This is a genomic window from Paraoerskovia sediminicola, assembly GCF_030296575.1.
Classification (GTDB): Bacteria; Actinomycetota; Actinomycetes; order Actinomycetales; family Cellulomonadaceae; genus Paraoerskovia; species Paraoerskovia sediminicola.
In genome coordinates, this window is the sequence record NZ_AP027729.1 from 1,900,464 (window position 1) to 1,917,142 (window position 16,679).

The following is a 16,679-nucleotide window of genomic DNA, read 5'->3' on the forward strand; positions in this document are numbered from 1 at the left end:
CACAGCCCGAGTGGCGGGTAGTCTGCCGCCATGCCGACCGACGACGCGGGCGCGCCGACCGCGGCGCAGGTACCGCCGTCGACCCCCGCACCTGGTCCTGCATCGGCTCCTGCATCCGGTCCAGCATCCGGTCCAGCATCGTCTGCCGCGGCATCTCCGGCGCCGGGCTCCACGTCGACGCGGAGCGCCGTCGCAGCAGCGGCCCGAGCCGGGACGGTACGCCGCCATCGCGTCGTGGCCCGGACCCGGACCCTCGACGACGCGATCCGGCTCGCGATCTACCTCGCCGTCACCGCCGTCGGCTTCGCCCTCGTCACGGTGGCGGACTCGACCATCGCGGGCGCGGAGCAGGACGTGCTCGACGCGATGTCCGCCATCCCGGCGGCCGTGGGGCGGGTGCTGGTCGCCGTCCCGCAGATCCTCGTCCTCGTCCTCCTGCTCGGCGCACCTGTGGCGCTCGCGATCCTGCGGCGGTGGCGCACGCTCGCGCTCGGGGCCGCGGCGCTGGTCCTGGCCGCTCTGACGCTCATCCTGCTGGAGGCGACCCTCGACGTCCGGGTCGTGAAGTCGACGGCGACCGCGCCGGCCTTCGCGCTGGACGCCGGCTGGCCGTCGACGAGCGCGATCGCCTCCTTCGTGGCGGTCGTCGTCGTCGTCTCGCCGGAGCTGTCGCGTCGGTGGGTGAGTGCCCTCTGGGCGCTCGTCGGGGTCCTCTCCGTCCTGCGGGTGAGCAGCGGCCACGAACTGCCCCTCGACATCGTGCTCGCGTTCGGGGTGGGCGGTGTCGTCGGGTACGGCCTGCTTCTCGCGACGGGACGGACGGTGCTCGCGCTCTCGGCCGTCGGCGTCGAGTCGGCCCTGCGCGACGGCGGGCTCCCGGTGACGTCCGTCGAGGACCGGGAGGTCGAGCCGTGGGCGTACCGCGTCGCGCTCGAGGGCGGTGACACGGTCGTCGCGAAGGTCGTCGGCCGACGCGACTGGCAGGCGGACCGGCTCTACCGCAGCTACCGACGCGTGCGGCTCCGCGGGGTCGGCGACGACGCGCCGTACTCGTCCCCGCGCCGCGCCGCCGCGGTCGAGGCGCTGCTGAGCTACCACGCCGCGCAGCACGGGGTCCGGACTCCCGAGGTCCGCGCGGTCACGGCCGTCGACGACGAGGAGGTCGTGCTCGCCGTCGAGGAGGTGGCGGGCCGGCGTCTGGCGTCGCTGGACCCGACCGAGCTCGACGACCGCCTGCTCGACGCGGTCTGGGCGCAGGAGGCGGCGCTGCTCGACGCGCGGATCGCCCACCGGGCGCTCAACCTCGAGAACCTCCTCGTCGATCCCGACGGAGCGGTGTGGCTGCTCGATCTCGGGTTCGGTCAGCCGGCGGCGGTACGCGGCGTGCTCGCCGGTGACGTCGCGGAGCTGCTCGCGGCGACCTCCGCCGCCGTGGGGCCTGAGCGTGCGGTGGCCGCAGCGCACGGCCGAGTCGGCCCGGAGATGCTCGCCGACGCGCTCCCGCGGCTGGTCCCGGTCGCGCTGACGCGGAGCACGCGGAGCGCCGTCAAGGCGGCCCCCGGCGGTCTGGATGCCCTGGTCGAAGAGCTCAGCCGTGTCACGGGCGTGGAGAAGCCGAAGTTCGTCGACGTCGAGCGCCTCAAGCCTCGCTACCTCCTCACCGGAGCCCTGCTCGCGGTCGCGATGTACGTGCTCGCGCCGCAGCTCGCGAACTGGCCGCCGATGGTCGATGCGATCCGCGAGGCGGACTGGACGTGGGCGGCGATCGCGCTCGGCGCCTCGATCCTGACCTATGTCGGGTCGGGTCTCGGGCTCTCCGGCGGGTCGCCGGGACGCGTGCCCGCCGTCCAGGCCGGGGTGGTCGCCCTGGCGTCGTCGTTCGTCGCCACCGTCGCACCGCCAGGGATTGGGCAGGTCGGGCTCAACATCCGGTTCCTGCAGCGCCGTGGCCTGCCCACGCCGGTCGCGGTGTCCGCGAGCGCGGTCAAGGAGGCCGCGGTCCTCACCGTGCACCTCACGCTGCTCGCCGGGTTCGCGATCTGGGTGGGCCGGTCCGGGCTCCTCGCCGACGAGATGGACAAGCTGCCGTCGGGCGCGGTGCTCCTGTCGATCGCCGGCGGTGTGGTCGGCCTCGTCGCCCTCGCGGTGGCGATCCCTCGGGTGCGGCGCATGATCCGGGAGCAGGTCGTGCCCGCCGTGGTCTCCTCCGCCGGAGCGATGCGCGAGGTGTTCCGCAGCCCGGCCAAGGTCGTCCAGCTCTTCCTGGGCTGCGCGCTCCTGCCGCTCGGGTACGCGGTGTGCCTCTTCGCGTCGGTCGAGGCGCTCGGCGGCGGGGTGTCGTTCGGGGCCGTCGCCCTCGTGTCGCTCACGGCGGGGACGATCGCGACCGCGGCGCCCACGCCGGGCGGCGTCGGCGCGGTCGAGGCCGTGCTGCTCGCCTCGCTCACGGGCATCGGCCTCGCCTCGGCGCCGGCCCTCGCCGCGGTGTTCCTGTACCGCATCGTGACGTTCTGGCTCCCGATCGCCCCGGGTGCCGTCGCGTTCCGCTGGCTGGTCGCCCGCAAGGTGCTCTGAGCGGTCCAGCCGCGTCCGGCGTGCGGCTGCGCCCGCGCGTGGTGCTGCTCGTTCAGCCCGCCTACGCCGGGCGCGCGCCGCCGTCCGACCCGTTGTCCGACCTGCCGTGCGACCCGCCGCCACCTGCCTGGAGCGTGATGTCGAGCGCGTCGATCGTGAAAGCGAAGCTCGCGTCGACCGACGCGGGGAGACCGAACCCGCCGCGGCGTTCGAGGTCGACGAACCCGTGGACCGTCGCCCGGACGAAGCGGATGCGGTCGACGTCGTCCGCCGTCACGCCGTAGCCCGACAACGCGGCCGCCACCACAGCGAGGGACTCCGCAGCTGCCGCGGTCCAGGCCTCGTCGGTCCGGTGGCGCTGGGTGAGCGGGTATGTCGCGGGGTGGTCGTGAGCGAACCGGCGGTACTCCTCGGCGAGGGACTCGAGCGCGTCGCGCCCCGACCTGCCCTGGACGGCGCGGCCGAGGCGTCCCGCCAGGTCCCACGTCGCGGCGGCGGCGACGCGCCCCATGAGGTCGTCGAGCCCTCCGACGTGCTTGTAGAGGCTCGGTGTCGCGACGCCCAGCTCCTGGGCGACGCGGGCGAGGAGCCCTGTGGTGCCGCCCGCCTTCCGTGGGCCGGTGGGGGCCGCCGTGCCGTCCGCGTCGAGCATCGCAGCCGCGCAGCGGGTGACGACGTCCGCGTCCAGCCCCGCCCTAGGCATCGAGCGCCTCGTCCAGGAACCGGAGCACCCGGGTCGCCACGTCGTCGGCGGCCTCGAGCATGGGTGCGTGGCCCGCGCCCGGTACGAGGTGGACCCCGCTGCCCAGCCGACCCGCCGCCCACTCGGCCTCGACCCGAGGGTCCTTCCAGTCGGGGTCGGCGGTCCCCATCACGACGAGCGACGGCGCCACGACCCGCCCGAGCCAGGGCCCCACCACCCTGTGGTCCGTGCGTGCGGTCGCGGCGAAGGCGCGCCACCGACCGGGCCGTGTCAGGAGCCGGGTCGTCGCAGCAGCGCGCTCGCGGGCGCCGTCCCCGAGTCCCGGCCACAACCGGGCGGCGTAGGTGCGCCAGACCGCCGGGCCCCACGGGCGGCACAGGAGGGCTCGCAGCCCGAGACGGGCAGCGGCACCGCCCCCGTTGCGCAGGAACGGCGCGAGGAGTACGAGGCCGCTGACGGCGTCGGGGCGGCGTCCGGCGGCGATCACCGCCGCCGCGGCGCTCATCGACGCCCCAGCGACGACGGCGGGTCCGTCCCCGAGCACGTCGATCGTCGCGAGCAGGTCGTCGGCGGTCGCCTCGTCGCCGTACCGCGCGAAGCCGGTGTCGCTGTCGCCGTGGCCGCGCAGGTCGACCGTCGCCACGCGAAAGCCCTGCTCGACCAGGCGGTCGGCGAATGGTCGGAACGCGTCCCGGGTGTCTCCCATGGCGGGAGAGCACACGACGAGCGGCCCGGACCCGCGCACGTCGGCCGCGAGGCGGCGCCCCTCGACCTCGATGTAGGTAATAGCCATAGCGCATAGGCTAATGGCCTTAGCCCAGCGTGGCAAGGGCCGGGTTCGGCAAGGTCGGGCAGGGGCTGGGCGTGGGGCTGGTCGCGGGCGGGTCAGCGGGCAGGCAGTCGTCGCGTCACTGGCGCTGGACGCCGTTGTCGGACGACGAAGGGCCCGTGACGCGAACGTCACGGGCCCTTCGGTCTGCGGAGGATGGGGGATTCGAACCCCCGAGGGCTTTCACACCCAACACGCTTTCCAAGCGTGCGCCATAGGCCGCTAGGCGAATCCTCCTGGTGCAGCTCGCTGCTCGGCGCTTGTCTCGACGATCAGTCGCGCGATTATGTGGACCCGCGCACGGCAGCCCCCAGAGACTACCTGACCCCCTGCGGCGCGGACGAATCCGGTCGATGCGGCGTCGGTCACGCCTCGCTTCCACATCGGCCCGGAGCTGTCGAGGCCCGTTCGATGCGTGGCCTCGACCACGGTGGATCAGCCCCAGTACGCGCTCTTGCTGCTGACCCGGTAGGCGCCGCTCCAGTACTTGAAGGAGACGTCAGCCCAACCGTACTTGGAGTCCACCGGCCACTCGATGTCCAGGTGCTTCTGCTTCGAGGACCACGTCCCGAAGTAGTGGTACGTGGTCGTGCCCTTGGTGTCCGCAGTCTTGCGCACCGCGTCGAGCGTCATCCCGTGCGTGATCTTGGAGAACTCGGACTTGGTCATCTTGTTGTTCGTCGGAGTCCACTTCGCGCTACGGCCCCAGTAGGCGCTCTTGCTGATGACCCGGTACGCCCCGTTGTAGTACTTGTAGTCCACGTCCACCCAGCCGTACTTGCTGTACGCGGACTTGTACTCCTTGTCCATGAACGTGCCGCTGTAGCCGGAGTGCTGCCACGTGATCGAGCCCCAGGTGTCAGCGATGTCCTTCACCTGCCGGGACGTCATGCCGTTCTTGATCTTGTAGAACTCGTAGGAGTCCACGGTCGGGCCGGTGTTGGCGCTCGCGGCCGGGGCGAAGCCGACGAATGCGACGGCGAGCGCAAGGAGAAGCGTGGCGATCTTGGTTCGGAGTCTCATGTCTGAATCCTTCTGTGGCGGCCACTCCGAGCGAGTGGACCTTGGCGTCGGCGCCGCCACCCATTCTCGGCAACAAAATGGCACCGTGCCCTGGATAGCGAGGTGCTCGCGACGTATTCACCCGCGTGTTCACCCGCGCGGATAGCGTTGGACGATGGCAGACCACGACCACGACCACGACCACGTCAGCGCTCCGCTCCCCGTCGCCGAGCTGCACCTGCACCTCGACGGCACCCTCGAACCGGACTTCATCATGGAGACCGCCGCCCGTAACGGCGTCGACCTCCCGTGGAAGGACCTCGCCGACCTCGAGAGCCGGTACGCCTTCACGGACCTGCAGTCGTTCCTCGACCTCCTCTACGTCAACCTCACGGTTCTGCGCACCCGCGAGGACTTCGCCGAGATGACCCGGCGGTACCTCGTCCGCGCCGCCGCGGCCGGCGTTCGCCACGCCGAGGTGTCGTGCGACGTCCAGGCGCACGTGCGACGCGGCATCCCTGCAGAGACCGTGGTCGGCGGGATCCGCGACGTGCTGGACCGCAGCGTGCAGGAGCACGGTGTCAGCACCCGGCTGATCGTCTCGTTCTGGCGTGACGCGCCTGTGGACGAGGCGCTCGGGCTGCTGCGCGAGCTGCTGGAGACGGGCGCCCGGTTCGACGGGATCGGTCTCGACTCCGCCGAGGTCGGCTACCCGCCGGCGCTCTTCAGTGAGGTCTTCGACCTGGCTCGTGCGCACGGGCTGCACGTCGTCGCGCACGCGGGGAGGAGGGCCCTCCCGACTACGTCAGCGAGGCTCTGGACGTGCTGCGGGTCGAGCGCATCGACCACGGGATCCGCTGTCTGGAGGACGACGCCCTGGTCGAGCGGCTCGTCGCGGACCGGGTGCCGCTCACCGTGTGCCCGCTGTCCAACGTCCGCCTGCGCGCGGTCGACACCCTGGCGGACCACCCGATCATGACCATGCTCGAGCGCGGCCTCGTGGTCAGCATCAACTCCGACGACCCGCCCTACTTCGGCGGTCATGTGGACGCGAACGTCGCCGCGGTGCAGGACACGTTCGGTGTGGACGACGCGACGTTGGCCCGCTTCGCACGACACTCGTTCGAGTCCGCGTTCCTCGGCGACGACGAACGCGAGCGCTACCTCGCCGAGGTGGACGACTGGCTGGCCGACCGGTTTCGAGTTGGCGGCGGTGCTGGGGTAATCTCGGGGCAGACCCCTCGTGCGGCGTCATCTCGCTGAACTCCCCCAGGGCCGGAAGGCAGCAAGGGCAGGTGAGCTCTGGCGGGTGTGCGGGGGTCCTTTCGTGTCTGCGGCTCCCGCACGGCAGTGCGGCAGCACGGCTCAGGCGCCCCCGCCGCTCCCGGGTTGCCGGGACGCCCGGCAGGTCCAGTGCCGCTGAGACCTGTCAGCGCGGCTGACCGGCCGGCTCGTCCCGGACCCGCGACACCCGGACCCCGGGCAGCGGGTGCACCGACCACTCCCCGCGCGTGTAGATCGCGAGGGCGGGACCGATCGCGGCGATCACGTTCGCTGCGACGTAGCCGACTCCCACGCCGAGCCAGAACCTCTTGGTCGAGGTCTTCATGGGGTCCTCCTAGGGTGCCGGGTGGCGCTGAGATGGTGCGGACGTCGTCCGACACCATTCTCGTCGCTCGGGACGGGATGGGGCGCGCGAGGGTGCAATCACCCTCGAAGGCGCGCCGAATATCTGGAGAAAACGCCCATCCTGCTTCGGCGTCTACGATACGGACGGAAAATCGACCACATCGTGGGATTTCTCCGCTGCTGGTTATCCTTCCGCGCGAACCGTGGGTGACGATGATCCGCATGACCCCCTCCACGGCGACGCCCGCCGCCCGCCTGCCCCGGACCTGCATGGTCCGCGGTTGTCAGGCCATGCGGCGAATGCCGTCGGGGCGACTGTGCGCCGAGCGCTGAGGCCAGCGCCGCACACCCCCTGAACCCCGGCCGAGCCAGGCCGCGCGCACGTCGGCTCCTCGAGAGCCACCACCCCCGACACACCGATGTCTCGGACCGCCCTGGGCGATCCGAGGCGTCAGCACGCCCGCACCCGGTCCCCAGGACCGTCGCCACGGAAGGCACTCCCATGAACTTCTCCACGCTCCGTACCCGCCGCACCACCGTCGTCGTCGCCCTCGCCGCAGCCACCGCGCTGACGCTCACCGCCTGCGCCGGGTCGGACGCCGCGGCCGGCTCCTCCGAGGGCACGCCCGACGACCCGATCCGGATCGGTGTCGTCAACACCGCGGACCAGTACTGGACGGACTTCACCGAGGCTGCGGACGACGAGGACATCTCCGTCGAGCTCGTGAACTTCTCGGACTACCAGCTGCCCAACCAGGGCCTGTCGGACGGCGACCTCGACCTCAACCAGTTCCAGCACCTGCAGTTCCTCGCCGGGTACAACGTCGCCTCGGGCTCCGACCTCGCCCCCATCGGCGCGACCGCGGTCTACCCGCTCGCGCTCTACTCGACGGCCCACGACTCGGTCGAGGACGTCCCGGACGGCGGCGAGGTCGCGATCCCGAACGACGAGACCAACCAGGCCCGCGCACTCCTCGTGCTCCAGGAGGCGGGACTCCTGACCCTGAAGGACGGCGGCTCCTCCGTCTCGACCCCTGCCGACGTGATCGCCGACAAGTCGAAGGTCACCGTGACCCCGGTGGACGCCGCGCAGACGGCCCTCGCCCTCGCGGACGTCGACGCGTCGATCATCAACAACGACTTCGTCGGCAAGGCCGGTCTCACCGAGGACGACGCGATCTTCTCGGACGACCCGGACTCCGACGCCGCGAAGCCGTACATCAACGTGTGGGTCGCGCGCGCCGAGGACAAGGACGACCCGGCGTACCAGAAGCTGATCGACATCTTCCACACGGAGAAGATCGAGCAGGGTGTCCTCGACGCGTCGGGCGGCACCGGCGTCATCAAGGACAACTCGGCCGACGAGCTCCAGGAGGTCCTCGACGGGATCGAGACGGACCTCGAGGGCGCGAAGTAGTCAGCGGTAGACCGGACGACAGGGGTATGCCCGCGATGACGAGCACGACGGACAGGACCGACCCGACCGCCGGCCCGGGGGTGAGCGCCGGGGAGCCGATCATCCGGTTCGGCGACGCCACCAAGGTGTTCCGGTCGGGTGGCGAGGTCCGCGCGGTCGACGGCGTCACCCTCGACATCCTCGCGGGCGAGATCTTCGGCGTCATCGGCTACTCGGGGGCGGGCAAGAGCACGCTCGTGCGCCTGATCAACGCCCTCGAGATCGCCACGAGCGGGACGGTCGAGGTCGACGGCACGGTCCTGACGGGGCTCGGCGAGAGCCGGCTGCGCCCCGTCCGGTCCCGCATCGGCATGATCTTCCAGCAGTTCAACCTCATGAGCTCGCGGACGGTCGCGTCGAACGTCGCCTACCCGCTGCGGGTCGCCGGGTGGCCTCGCGAGAAGCGCGCTGCCCGCGTGGCGGAGCTGCTCGAGTTCGTCGGGATCTCCGACAAGGCGCGCGCGTACCCCGCGCGCCTGTCGGGCGGTCAGAAGCAGCGCGTCGGGATCGCCCGGGCCCTCGCCGCGAACCCGCGGATCCTGCTCGCCGACGAGTCGACGAGCGCGCTCGACCCCGAGACCACGCAGGAGGTCCTCGCGCTGCTGCGCCGGGTCAACCGCGAGCTCGGCATCACGGTCGTGATCATCACGCACGAGATGGACGTCGTCCGCACCACCTGCGACCGGGTCGCGGTCATGGAGCACGGCAAGGTCGTCGAGGTCGGCGACGTCTACCGCGTGTTCGCGGAGCCCGGGCACGACGTGACCCGACGGTTCGTCGCCACCGCGCTGCGCGACCGGCCGTCGTCGGACGTCGTCGCGCGCCTCCGCGCGCGGCACGCCGGCCGCATCGTGACGGTCGGGGTGGACGAGGCGGCCGGGTCGAGCGCCCGGCTCACCCGGACGCTCCGGGCCCACGGCGTCGACGGCACCGTCGTCTACGGCGGCATCACCGAGGTCGCCGAGCGCCCCTACGGGTCGCTCACCTTCGAGCTCGTCGGGGACGAGGCGGCCGTCGAGGCCGCCGTGGACGAGTTCCGGTCGTACACCGACCTGGTCGACCTCGGGACCGCGGCCGCGCCGCGCGAGGTCCCGTCCGTCGTCCGACCTCGGGACGACCAGGCGCCGGACGGCGACGCGCACCCCGGCGGGACGGGGGAGGGCTCCGTGGGGCGTCCGGACAGACGGGGCCCTGACAGCGGGCCGCTCGGCGGGACGGGGACGAACCGATGAGCTGGGACCAGATGGCGCCGCTGCTGGCCGACGCGTTCGGCCAGACCATGTACATGGTGCTCTCGGCGATGGTCGTGGGCGGGGTGTTCGGGCTGATCATGGGCATCGGCCTGTACGTGTCGCGTGCCGGGAACCTCATGGCGAGCCGCACGACGTTCGCGATCATCAACGTCGCGGTCAACATCGTCCGGCCCATCCCGTTCATCATCTTCATCACGGCGATCGCCCCGCTGACCGACCTCGTGGTGGGCCGCCGCATCGGGATCGGCGCGGTGACGTTCGCGATGTGCGTCATGACGTCGTTCGTGTTCGCCCGGATCGTCGAGCAGAACCTCGTGACGATCGACCCCGGCGTGATCGAGGCGGCGAGGGCGATGGGTGCGTCGCCCTGGCGGATCATCCGCACCGTGCTGATCCCCGAGGCGCTGACCCCACTGATCCTCGGGTACACGTTCCTGTTCATCGGCGTCCTCGACATGTCCGCGATGGCCGGTTACCTCGGCGGTGGCGGGCTCGGCGACTTCGCGATCGTGTACGGCTACCAGCAGTACGACTGGCGCGTGACCTACGGCGTCGTGCTGATCATCATCGTCATCGCCCAGCTCGTGCAGCTGCTCGGGAACACCCTCGCGCGACGCATGCAGCGCCGGTGAGCCGCCGGTCGGTGCCTGTCGGTCGGCGCGTCTAGGGTGACGGGGTGAGCACCGCCCTGTACCGCCGCTACCGGCCCGACGACTTCTCCGAGGTGATCGGGCAGCAGCACGTCACCGGGCCGCTGATGCAGGCGCTGAAGTCCGAGCGCATCACGCACGCCTACCTGTTCTCCGGGCCGCGCGGGTGCGGCAAGACGACCTCCGCGCGGATCCTCGCCCGGTGCCTCAACTGCGCCCAGGGCCCGACGCCCACGCCCTGCGGCGAGTGCGACTCGTGCGTCGAGCTGGCCCGCGGAGGGTCCGGGAGCCTCGACGTCGTCGAGATCGACGCGGCGTCCCACGGTGGCGTGGACGACGCCCGCGACCTGCGCGAGCGGGCCACCTTCGCTCCGACGCGCGACCGCTACAAGATCTTCATCCTCGACGAGGCGCACATGGTGACGCCGTCGGGGTTCAACGCGCTGCTCAAGATCGTCGAGGAGCCGCCGCCCCACATCAAGTTCATCTTCGCGACGACCGAGCCCGACAAGGTCATCGGGACGATCCGCTCGCGCACCCACCACTACCCGTTCCGGCTCGTGCCCCCGGACGTGCTGGGGCCGTACCTCGACGAGCTCTGCGCCGCCGAGGGCGTGGCCATCGGGTCCGGCGTCGTGCCGCTCGTCGTGCGGGCCGGCGGCGGGTCGGTGCGCGACTCCCTGTCCGTGATGGACCAGCTCATCGCGGGCGCCGAAGACGGCACCGTCGACTACGACCGCGCGACCGCGCTGCTCGGCTTCACCCACGCGGCGCTGCTCGACGAGGTCGTCGACGCGGTCGCGGCCGGGGACGGCGGGGCGATGTTCCGGGTCGTCGACCGCATCGTGTCGACCGGGCACGAGCCGCGACGGTTCGTCGAGGACCTGCTCGAACGCCTGCGCGACCTCGTCGTCATCGCGGTCTCGGGCGACTCGGCCGACGCGGTGTTCCGCGACCTGCCGACCGACCAGCTCGACCGCATGCGGACCCAGGCGCAAGGGCTCGGCGTGGCCGAGCTCTCCCGCGCCGCCGACCTCGTCAACGCTGCGCTCACCGAGATGGTCGGGGCCACGTCCCCGCGCCTGCACCTCGAGCTGATGTGCGCGCGGCTGCTCGTGCCCGGCGGGGCCGCCGGGGGCGGTCTCGTCGCCCGGGTCGAACGGCTCGAACGCGGCGGCGCGGCGCCTGCAGATCGGGGCGTGACGGCTGGTGCCGAGTCCGCGGGCCGCGCGGGGGCCGGTGCGGGTCCTGCGGGCGTAGGCGCCGGGCGTGCCGAGGGTCAGGACGTCGGGAGCGGTGCGGGTGATCGGCCGCGAGTGCGCGTCGCCGACGTCCCGGAGGCCCGGGACCACAGACGTCGAGACCCCGCCGCGGCGGCGCGCGGTGCCGACGCGGTGCGTGCGGCGCTCGGACGCAAGGAGCGCGCGCCTGCGGCGGAGGCGGAGCCCGTTCCGGAGCGTGCGGCTGCGTCTGCGCCTGCGTCTGCCCCTGTTCCCGAGCCTGTCCCGGCCGTGCGCGAGCCCGGCCCGGCCGAGCGCGAGCCCGGCCCGGCCGAGCGCGAGCCCGCGCCCGAGCCTCAGACGATGGCCCCCGAGCCGGAGCGTCAGGCAGCGACTCCCGAGCCGGAGCTCGACAACACGGCGGCGAGTGCCGAGGCTGAGCCTCAGGCAGTGAACCCCGATCCTGAGGCGGAGGACCGGGAGATCGCGACCGAGAGCGCGGTGCCGGGGCCTGAGCCGCAGACCGAGGCTGCCGAGCCGGACCCGGAGCCAGCGCCGGGGCCTGAGCCGCAGACCCAGGCTGCCGAGCCGGACCCGGAGCCAGCGCCGGGGCCTGAGCCGCAGCCCGAGACCGAGCCCGAGGCGCCTGAACCGGATGAGCCCTCAGAACCGTCGGCACCGCACCAGGCCGCGCAGATCGTCGCGGACGACCTCAAGGCCGCCCTCCGGTCGGGCTGGAACCGCTTCGGGCAGGGCGTCAGCGGGCGCGCGCCCGAGGTCGCGGCGCTGCTCGGTGGTCTGAGCTACGAGTTCGGCGACAACCGTCTCGTCCTGGTCTTCGGTGACCACGGCCGGCTGCGGTCGTTCACCGAGCTGGACGGTGCTGCCGTCGTGGCCGCCAGCGCGTCGGAGGTCGTCGGCGCGCCCGTCGAGGTCGAGGCGCGACCGGACGGCGACCTGCCGGTCACGGACGGCCGACAGGGTTCGGGGGCGGGCCGTCGTCCGAGGCCAGCGGTGCAGCCGGCGGTGCGTCCGGCAGCGCGGCCGGCGGTGCGTCCGGCGCTGCGTCCGGCAGCGCGGCCGGCGGCGCCGATGCGCGCGGCGGCGCGCAGTCCACGACCGCGGGCCGCTCGGGGCCCGGCGCCTCGGGCGCGAACGGCCCGGGATCTGGTCCCTCAGCGGGTCCGTCAGCCGCACCGGCCGACGAGGACGCGGCGGACGCGGCGTGGCTCGCAGGAGCCACGTCGATCGAGCCTCCGTTCGAGGACGACGGCTCGGCCGAAGCGTCCGGCCCCGCCACACCTTCAGGGGACGACGCACCCGTGCGGCTCGGCCGCGAGCCGGGCGCAGCCCCCGATGCGTCGGTCGACGGCGCAAACGCGCAGGATGTGCCGCCCACCGACCCGACCTCGGTGCCGCCCACCGTGCCGGCCGGCCCGGCACGGCAGTCCGCGGCGGCGGCGGCCATCGCCCACGCCCGTCGCAACGCCGGCTCCGCCAGGGCGAACCCGACGCCACCGGCGCGCAGGCCCGCGATGGACGTGGTGCCCGACGACGTCTCCGACGACGACCCCGACCTGGCCTCGACGGGCCTGGTGGGCGTCCCGTTGGTCGTGCAGATGCTCGGTGGAACGGTGATCGAGGAGATCGACGAGTCCCAGGGGTGACCGGCGAGCGCGACCGTCGCAGGTGGCCGTGGTCGCCCGTGCCGGTCCGCGGTGTCGGTCCGCGGTGTCGGCACCGGGCCGTAGGCTGACGGGGTGTACGAAGGCGCTGTCCAGGACCTGATCGACGAGCTCGGCCGTCTCCCCGGCGTCGGGCCCAAGAGCGCGCAACGGATCGCGTTCCATCTGCTCGCGGCCGACACCTCCGACGTCCGCCGGCTCGCCGACGCGCTCACCGAGGTCAAGGCTCGTGTCCGCTTCTGCGACGTGTGCGGCAACGTCGCGGAGTCCGAGCTCTGTCGGGTCTGCGCCGACCCGCGCCGGTCGGCGACGGTGATCTGCGTGGTCGAGGAGGCCAAGGACGTCGTCGCGATCGAGCGCACCCGCGAGTTCCGGGGCAAGTACCACGTGCTCGGCGGCGCGATCAACCCGATCGAGAACGTCGGCCCGGACGACCTGCGCATCGGGTCCCTCATGACCCGCCTCGCCGACGGCACGGTCGAGGAGATCATCATCGCGACGGACCCGAACGTCGAGGGCGAGGCGACCGCGACCTATCTGTCGCGGCTGCTCGTGCCGATGGGCGTCCGGGTGACTCGACTCGCGTCCGGCCTGCCGGTCGGGGGAGACTTGGAGTACGCGGACGAGGTCACTCTCGGCCGAGCGTTCGAGGGCAGGAGGGTCGTCGGTGGCTGACACCAGCACGAGCGCCCCGGCGCCCGAGGGCTCCGGCTCGGACCTCCAGGACGTCGCCGAGTCGGTCTCCGCCCAGGCTCGCGCGTTCCTCGGGACGACGACCGAGGTCGCGTCCGGGGCAGCCCCCGACGCGGTGATCCCGCTGCTCCTCCTCGCGACCTCCGACATCCTGGCCGCCGGCGCGCGTCTCGGTGCGATGGTCGACGTCGTGCCGCCCGAGCGCTTCGAGCCGGACGACGGCGACGAGGCCGATCTCGACCCGCTGCGCGAGGCTCTGGCCCACCTGCTCGACGGTCTGGACGAGTACGCCGAGATCGTCGACCCGGTGCTGGGTGCCGAGGTCGGCGAAGCCACCGTCTCTGCCGACATCGCGTGCGTCGCCGAGGCGCTCGCCAAGGGCCTCCAGCACTACGACGCAGGGCAGCGGCTCGAAGCCCTGTGGTGGTGGCAGTTCTCCTACCTCTCGATCTGGGGCGAGCGTGCCGCGAGTGCTCTCCGGGTGCTCCAGCTCCTGCTCGGTCACCTGCGTCTGGACGTCGAGGACGACGTCGCCGCCGAGGCGGAGTACGACGCGCTCCAGGCCTGACGCCTGACTGCTCGCACCCGACAGCGTGCACCTGACGACTCGCATCTGACAGCTCTGTCGCCGACAGCACGCCCGTCGCCCGCGCCGAGGTGATAGGCATGCATCGTGCTGCCTCTGCCGACCGACGCCCTGGCTGCGGCAGCGACCCTGCCTGGGACCGGCGGACTCGAGCTCGACGCGTGGACGATCCTGCTGCTCGTCCTCGCCGGCTTCGCGGCCGGCTGGATCGACGCGGTCGTCGGGGGCGGCGGTCTCGTGCAGCTCCCGGCTCTTCTCCTGGTCCCGGGGATCAGCCCGGTCCAGGCGCTCGCCACGAACAAGCTCGCGGGGATCATGGGGACGTCGGTCTCGGCGGCGACCTACTACCGGCGCGTCCACCCCGACATGCGCACGGCCGGGCCGATGGCCGCTGCTGCGCTCGTGGGGGCGACCGGTGGAGCGGCGCTCGCCTCGCGGATCCCGGCGGCGTGGTTCACCCCGATCATCCTCGTCGTGCTGATCGGGGTCGCCGTCTACACGGTCGCCCGCCCGACCCTGGGCGCGACGAGCAACCTCCGCTGGGAGGGCAACGGCCACCGCTGGGTCGCCGCAGGTATCGGTCTGGTCGTCGGCGCGTACGACGGGCTCCTCGGCCCAGGCACCGGGACGTTCCTCGTCATCTCGCTGGTGAGCGTCCTCGGGTACGCGTTCCTGCCAGCGTCGGCCCTCGCGAAGATCGTCAACTTCGCGACGAACCTGGGGGCGCTGCTCTTCTTCGTCCCCTACGGGGCGGTGCTCTGGGGGTTGGGGCTCGTGGTCGGCGTCGCGAACCTGTGCGGTGGCTACCTCGGTGCCCGCATGGCGGTGGCCAAGGGCAGCGGGTTCGTGCGCGTCGTGTTCGTCGTCGTGGTGGGTGCGCTGATCCTCAAGCTGGGGTCGGACGTCGTCGCTGACCTGGTCTGACCCGCTCGCCGTCGGGCACGTCCCGGGATCCGGACGTGGGGGTGTCCGACGCGTGGGTCGTGGCTACCATCGAGCGACACATCAGCTACCGGCGGGCCGTTGAGATAGACGGAGGCCGGCGACGTACGGAGTGTGCAGTGGCACTAGTCGTTCAGAAGTTCGGCGGCTCGTCGGTGTCCGACGCAGCCAGCATCAAGAGGGTGGCCAAGCGCATCGCCGAGGCGAAGCGCGCCGGGAACGACGTGTGCGTCGTGGTCTCGGCGATGGGCGACACGACGGACGAGCTCCTCGATCTCGCCCGGGACATCACGCCCCTCCCGCCGCAGCGCGAGATGGACATCCTCCTCACCGCGGGCGAGCGCATCTCGATGTCCCTCCTCGCCATGGCGATCACCAACCTCGGGGTCAAGGCCAAGTCGTTCACCGGGCAGCAGGCCGGCGTCATCACCGACGCCGTGCACGGCAAGGCGCGGATCGTCGACGTCGTCCCGAGCCGGGTCCGCGAGACGCTCGAGAAGGGCTCGGTCGCGATCGTCGCCGGTTTCCAGGGCGTCAATCCGGAGTCCAACGACGTGACGACGCTCGGGCGCGGCGGGTCCGACACGACCGCCGTGGCGCTCGCCGCGGGCCTGGGTGCCGACGTCTGCGAGATCTACACGGACGTCGACGGCGTCTTCACCGCCGACCCGCGCATCGTCCCGTCAGCCTCCCGGATCGACCGCATCTCGTACGAGGAGATGCTCGAGATGGCGGCGTCCGGGGCGAAGGTGCTCGTGCTGCGCTGCGTCGAGTACGCGCGCCGCTACGACGTGCCCATCCACGTCCGCTCCTCGTTCTCGGGCCACCCGGGGACCCTCGTCATGAACTCCGACCACGCCCTGCCCGCGGTGCCCGGGCTGCTCACCACGCCTGAGAACTACACCCTCGACGCCACGGAGGCGCAGACCATGGAAGCCCCGATCATCTCCGGTGTCGCGCACGACCGCAGCGAGGCCAAGGTCACCGTCGTCGACGTCCCCGACGTCCCCGGCTCGGCCGCCCGCATCTTCGAGGCGATCGCGGCGTCCGGCGTGGACATCGACATGATCGTCCAGAACGTGTCGGCGGTCTCGACCGGGCTGACCGACATCTCGGTCACGCTCCCGGCGGAGCAGGCGCCGACGGCGGCGAAGGCGCTCGAGGCGCTGCGCCCCGAGCTCACCTACGGCTCGCTCCAGATCGACGACCAGATCGGCAAGCTCTCGCTCATCGGTGCGGGCATGCGGTCGAACCCCGGTGTCTCCGCGAAGTTCTTCGGCGCGCTGCGCGACGCGAACATCAACATCGAGATGATCACGACGTCCGAGATCCGCATCTCCGTGATCACGCGCGCCGACAGCCTCGACGAGGCCGTCCGCGCCGTCCACACCGCCTTCGAGCTCGACACCGAGGCCGAGGCCGTCGTCTACGCCGGCACCGGACGCTGAGAGGTACTG

The 16,679-nt window shown here is 72.3% G+C and carries 13 protein-coding genes, 1 tRNA gene, 1 other RNA gene and 1 pseudogene; 11 read left to right on the top strand and 5 right to left on the bottom strand.

What is annotated here, in order from left to right; genetic code table 11:
• Positions 1-234: 234 nt before the first annotated feature.
• A complete protein-coding gene (locus tag QUE47_RS08865; RefSeq protein ID WP_286216988.1) occupies positions 235-2,574 on the top strand; it encodes a lysylphosphatidylglycerol synthase transmembrane domain-containing protein in 2,340 nt (779 codons plus the stop codon).
• Between the two features lie 61 nt (positions 2,575-2,635).
• On the opposite strand, the gene QUE47_RS08870 is transcribed toward QUE47_RS08865, so the two are convergent.
• The 4 genes from QUE47_RS08870 to QUE47_RS08885 form a co-directional block, all read right to left on the bottom strand.
• The gene (locus tag QUE47_RS08870) at positions 2,636-3,277 is read right to left on the bottom strand and encodes a TetR-like C-terminal domain-containing protein (RefSeq protein WP_286216989.1); all 642 of its coding nucleotides are present in this window, start codon (positions 3,275-3,277) and stop codon (positions 2,636-2,638) included.
• On the bottom strand, positions 3,270-4,070 hold the full coding sequence (locus tag QUE47_RS08875; RefSeq protein ID WP_286216990.1) for an alpha/beta fold hydrolase: 801 nt from the start codon (positions 4,068-4,070) through the stop codon (positions 3,270-3,272). The genes QUE47_RS08870 and QUE47_RS08875 overlap by 8 nt, the downstream gene beginning before the upstream one ends.
• 186 nt (positions 4,071-4,256) lie before the next feature.
• A tRNA-Ser gene (locus QUE47_RS08880) sits at positions 4,257-4,343 on the bottom strand.
• A gap of 198 nt (positions 4,344-4,541) precedes the next feature.
• On the bottom strand, positions 4,542-5,129 hold the full coding sequence (locus tag QUE47_RS08885) for a hypothetical protein (RefSeq protein WP_286216991.1): 588 nt from the start codon (positions 5,127-5,129) through the stop codon (positions 4,542-4,544).
• 253 nt (positions 5,130-5,382) lie between these two features.
• Between QUE47_RS08885 and add the strand changes: the two are divergent.
• Positions 5,383-6,233, top strand: a pseudogene (gene add, locus QUE47_RS08890) (adenosine deaminase); the annotation flags it as partial.
• A gap of 106 nt (positions 6,234-6,339) precedes the next feature.
• Positions 6,340-6,437, top strand: an RNA gene (gene ffs / locus QUE47_RS08895) — signal recognition particle sRNA small type.
• A 100-nt stretch (positions 6,438-6,537) separates the two neighbouring features.
• Here ffs and QUE47_RS08900 read toward each other — a convergent pair.
• Entirely contained in the window at positions 6,538-6,717 is a 180-nt protein-coding gene (locus QUE47_RS08900) for a hypothetical protein (protein ID WP_286216992.1), read from the bottom strand.
• A 522-nt stretch (positions 6,718-7,239) separates the two neighbouring features.
• Here QUE47_RS08900 and QUE47_RS08905 point away from each other — a divergent pair.
• From QUE47_RS08905 to QUE47_RS08940, 8 genes are all read left to right on the top strand, one after another.
• Positions 7,240-8,154 (top strand): MetQ/NlpA family ABC transporter substrate-binding protein, encoded by a 915-nt coding sequence (locus tag QUE47_RS08905; protein WP_286216993.1) that lies wholly within the window; start codon positions 7,240-7,242, stop codon positions 8,152-8,154.
• 35 nt (positions 8,155-8,189) lie between these two features.
• Positions 8,190-9,425, top strand: a complete 1,236-nt coding sequence (locus QUE47_RS08910; RefSeq protein ID WP_286216994.1) for a methionine ABC transporter ATP-binding protein — start codon at positions 8,190-8,192, stop codon at positions 9,423-9,425.
• Positions 9,422-10,078, top strand: coding sequence for a methionine ABC transporter permease (locus tag QUE47_RS08915; protein WP_286216995.1), 657 nt, complete (start codon positions 9,422-9,424; stop codon positions 10,076-10,078). The genes QUE47_RS08910 and QUE47_RS08915 overlap by 4 nt, the downstream gene beginning before the upstream one ends.
• A 44-nt stretch (positions 10,079-10,122) precedes the next feature.
• Entirely contained in the window at positions 10,123-12,954 is a 2,832-nt protein-coding gene (locus QUE47_RS08920) for a DNA polymerase III subunit gamma and tau (protein WP_286216996.1), read from the top strand.
• 122 nt (positions 12,955-13,076) lie between these two features.
• Positions 13,077-13,676 (top strand): recombination mediator RecR, encoded by a 600-nt coding sequence (gene recR, locus QUE47_RS08925; protein WP_286216997.1) that lies wholly within the window; start codon positions 13,077-13,079, stop codon positions 13,674-13,676.
• Positions 13,669-14,262 carry a DUF5063 domain-containing protein gene (locus tag QUE47_RS08930; RefSeq protein WP_286216998.1) on the top strand — a complete coding sequence of 198 codons (594 nt, stop codon included), beginning with the start codon at positions 13,669-13,671 and terminating at the stop codon, positions 14,260-14,262. The genes recR and QUE47_RS08930 overlap by 8 nt, the downstream gene beginning before the upstream one ends.
• Before the next feature lie 108 nt (positions 14,263-14,370).
• A complete protein-coding gene (locus tag QUE47_RS08935; RefSeq protein WP_434019763.1) occupies positions 14,371-15,204 on the top strand; it encodes a TSUP family transporter in 834 nt (277 codons plus the stop codon).
• A gap of 137 nt (positions 15,205-15,341) precedes the next feature.
• Complete coding sequence (locus tag QUE47_RS08940) at positions 15,342-16,670, top strand: aspartate kinase (RefSeq protein ID WP_286216999.1); 1,329 nt, start codon at positions 15,342-15,344, stop codon at positions 16,668-16,670.
• Positions 16,671-16,679 lie beyond the last annotated feature (9 nt).